Origin of the sequence: Pseudomonas sp. TWP3-1 (assembly GCF_049896625.1) — a bacterium.
Classification (GTDB): domain Bacteria; phylum Pseudomonadota; class Gammaproteobacteria; order Pseudomonadales; family Pseudomonadaceae; genus Aquipseudomonas.
On sequence record NZ_JAFCUQ010000041.1, the window covers coordinates 1 to 3092 of the forward strand.

2 protein-coding genes are annotated in these 3092 nt (G+C 54.5%); both read right to left on the reverse strand.

The genetic code is table 11. From position 1 onward, the window contains the following. On the reverse strand, positions 1 to 1164 hold a 1164-nt coding region (locus ACP7BN_RS27635), incomplete at its 3' end, for a hypothetical protein (protein ID WP_426206970.1). 224 nt (positions 1165 to 1388) lie between these two features. After that, a partial coding sequence (locus tag ACP7BN_RS27640) for a hypothetical protein (protein WP_426206971.1) occupies positions 1389 to 3092 on the reverse strand: 1704 nt, incomplete at its 5' end.

Below are 3092 nucleotides of genomic sequence, written 5' to 3' on the forward strand. Positions count from 1 at the left end.
CAGTGCCGTTCCAACCAATGTCCCCGAAGAACCTATGTAGGCAGTCACCTCGGCGCCGGATAAACGGTTATTGCCAGTGAGGGTGAAGCCCACAGTTACGTCGAAGACAGTGTTGGTGAAGCGTGGATAACCCAAGAGCCAGAACTTGACTGGGTAAGTGTAGTGAGAAGGCCCGTCAATCTCTCCAATGACGATTATTTCACCGCTCTTCAAACCAAGATTCGGCAACATTGCCGCTGCCCAAGTCGTTCCCTGACCGGTGTTGACGCGGTTGGACCAAAGGTTTCCAAAACCGTTCCTGACGGCTGTCATCACAGTACCTGGTGCGGCGATGCCCCTGAACGTTAACCCTTTCTCGGGCACTACCTCGTTTTCCGTCGGTGAGGTGATTGCTGCCCGGTAGACCCGGAAACCATTCGACGGTGCAGATTCCTGATTTCCTATTTTTTGGTAGGAACCAATCGACATTTCATTCAGGTTGTCAGGAAGATTGACTGTCGCCGTCCAGGATCCACCTGGATGTATGGTTGCAAGTGCGGTGATGTAGTCGAAATTTCTGTAAACCCGGAGTTCAGCACCGGGTATTCCCGAAGTTCCTGACACAGGAAAACTTGATCTATTGACATTTTTGATCGGGTTCATGACGGGCGAAGCAAGGGCCGGCATAACCACATCTACATGGGTAGCCATGTCGACGTCACCCCACACTGGAACGTCGTATTCATACCCGAAGGTACATCGCGCCGTAGTACCTCTTGCCGTGATCGTCTTTGCTCGAACCAAAACATGATCCTGCCCGTCCTGGGTCGCGTTGCCCATAAGCTCTTCTTCCCACTTATCTGCCCCCCCTGCAACGACGAGAACCCGTACGTTCCCGCCGTTTTGGCCATTGTTCGTGGCCCTATACGAAAGTGTTCTAAAAGTGAAAGTATCGCCCGCATCACTCCACCAACACTCGGCGCTCAGTGTTGCCGAGTAGCCATCTTTACTCGCTGTGATAGTCACTGGCAGACGTGTGCTATAGGGAATATTTTCCAGATCCAATACGACTGATTCGCCAGAGAACGTTACGGAATCGGCGTTAGGCTCAAGGCTGCCGACAGTTGCAGGTTGTTTTGGCAACTTGGCGCGGGACTTCTTTTCAGGTTTGTCTGTTTTTTTCATGATGGAGTCCGTCATCGTTCAAGGGCTGCTGTGCCGGCGAAGGCATGTAGGTCCATTGAATGCCGATACGCTTGAACGCCACACCTGACAGATCTGACAGTCCCGACAAACGGTAACTCTTCCCACAGCCCTCTCCGACTGTGTCCTGCAAGTGGTAAAAACGGGCTATGCACACCCAGAAAAAAGGCCCTCGAGGGAGGGCCTGGTATCGGGTGGTTCGATGGTCAGCCGAAGTTGTGTATATAGACTTTGAACAGTGCCATCCACCCCGACGCCACTGTGCCATGCACCGTCTTTCCGTTGAATATGAATTCACCGAGCGGCAAGTTATACAACTTTATCGTCCAGACTCCGTCTTTATCGGCGATACCGGTTCCGATTACGGTAGGAATTCCGTGTTTATAAAGATTAACCCTGGCGCCCGGCATAGCCTTGCCTTCCAGTACGAGATTATGCGGAACGTCATCTTCTGGGAGGATATTGGTGATGAGCGGGGGTAGCGGGTCGGTACCGATCTTGATATGGATCAAAATGCCAGAACCTGCCGAAACACTCCCGTCACGGTGCTGCTGTGCGGCAAGCTTGCGATCTCCCAACGCAAGATTGTTTGTGCAACGGGTCTTCCATTGACCGTTGGCTTGCACATGCGTTTGGGCAACAATGTTCACGCTGTTGTCGCGATATACGTACAACGTCGAACCGGCAAGGCCTGTACCGGTGATCTCCGGGTTGGACTCCAAAATCTTGCCCGAATTGCTCTCAGGCGAAGTGATCGCCGGTTTCGCAAAACCTGCAGGCAACTGAACAATTTTTACCGTCCGATCCGGCATCAACCATCCCGATTTGACGCTATCGCGTTCTTGATTCACCGAGAATGTGTAATCTCCAATCGGCAGCGGTTGGTTCAAAGACCCGCTCCAGCGCCCGTTGCGGCCCACTGTAAACGTCGCCAACGGCACGCTCCCGACGCCTTTTTTGTAGACATGAACTTCGGCACCCGCTAGTCCTCTACCGGAAAATGCCGTCTTCAGGCCTACCTCTTCTCCCGGCTTGGGGAAATCAACGATAGGTGGAGTAAAGTCGGCGACAGCAGACGTGACCTGAAAACACTCACTCCTGCGCCACTCGGAGTGTTGACCGGCCAACGTATCGCGCGCCTGCATCCAATTCGCCCCAGCCGGCAACGCCACTGTGCTTTGCACCTCCCAACGGCCATCGGCGTCGGCCACGGTTGTCGCCAGCACGCTCGCGCCGTTGAACCACTGAGCAACGGTAACCGTCGATCCTGCTCTGGCCAGTCCTTTGCAAATCGGCTTGGTGCCAGTCCTGTCGCCGGCCTGAGGTTCGGTGAAGTGGGGGGCTGTTGTGTACAGCAATGTCGGAGTGATCGCGTCAGACGGTGCAGAATACAGTCCCACACCCGCGCGCGCGACAGCGGCGAGGGTTTGATCCTGAACCAGGTTGTGCGCCTGATTCGTCGTCCAGTGGCCGTAGTCATCGACCTCTACGGGAGGAAAGTCGTAGGCGTGCCCTCCCCGACGCTGGAGAACAATCTTATCGCCCGACACAGCCCCCACTCCCGACACCCTCATTAGACTCCCCATGTTCTGCGTACCCTTGGGCGAATCAATCTTCACCTTATTAGGGACCACCGTCACGGTGCGAGTAGTCCTTTCACTGGACTGATTGTCCTGCCGAACGAAAACATCCACCTTTTGATTAAGCCCCGCGTCCAGCTTGATATCTTTCGCCATCCAGGTTCCATTGGTAATTCGAATATCTTTGGCAAGCAGCGTGTTCCCGCGCCACAACTCGATAGAATCGCCAAGCGCAGTCGTTGAGCCGCTGAAATCCGATGTACGCGTGGTCGTGCCGCCCTCTGCCGGCACAGTGATGGTCGCTATCGGTACGCCAAACTTCACCACCAC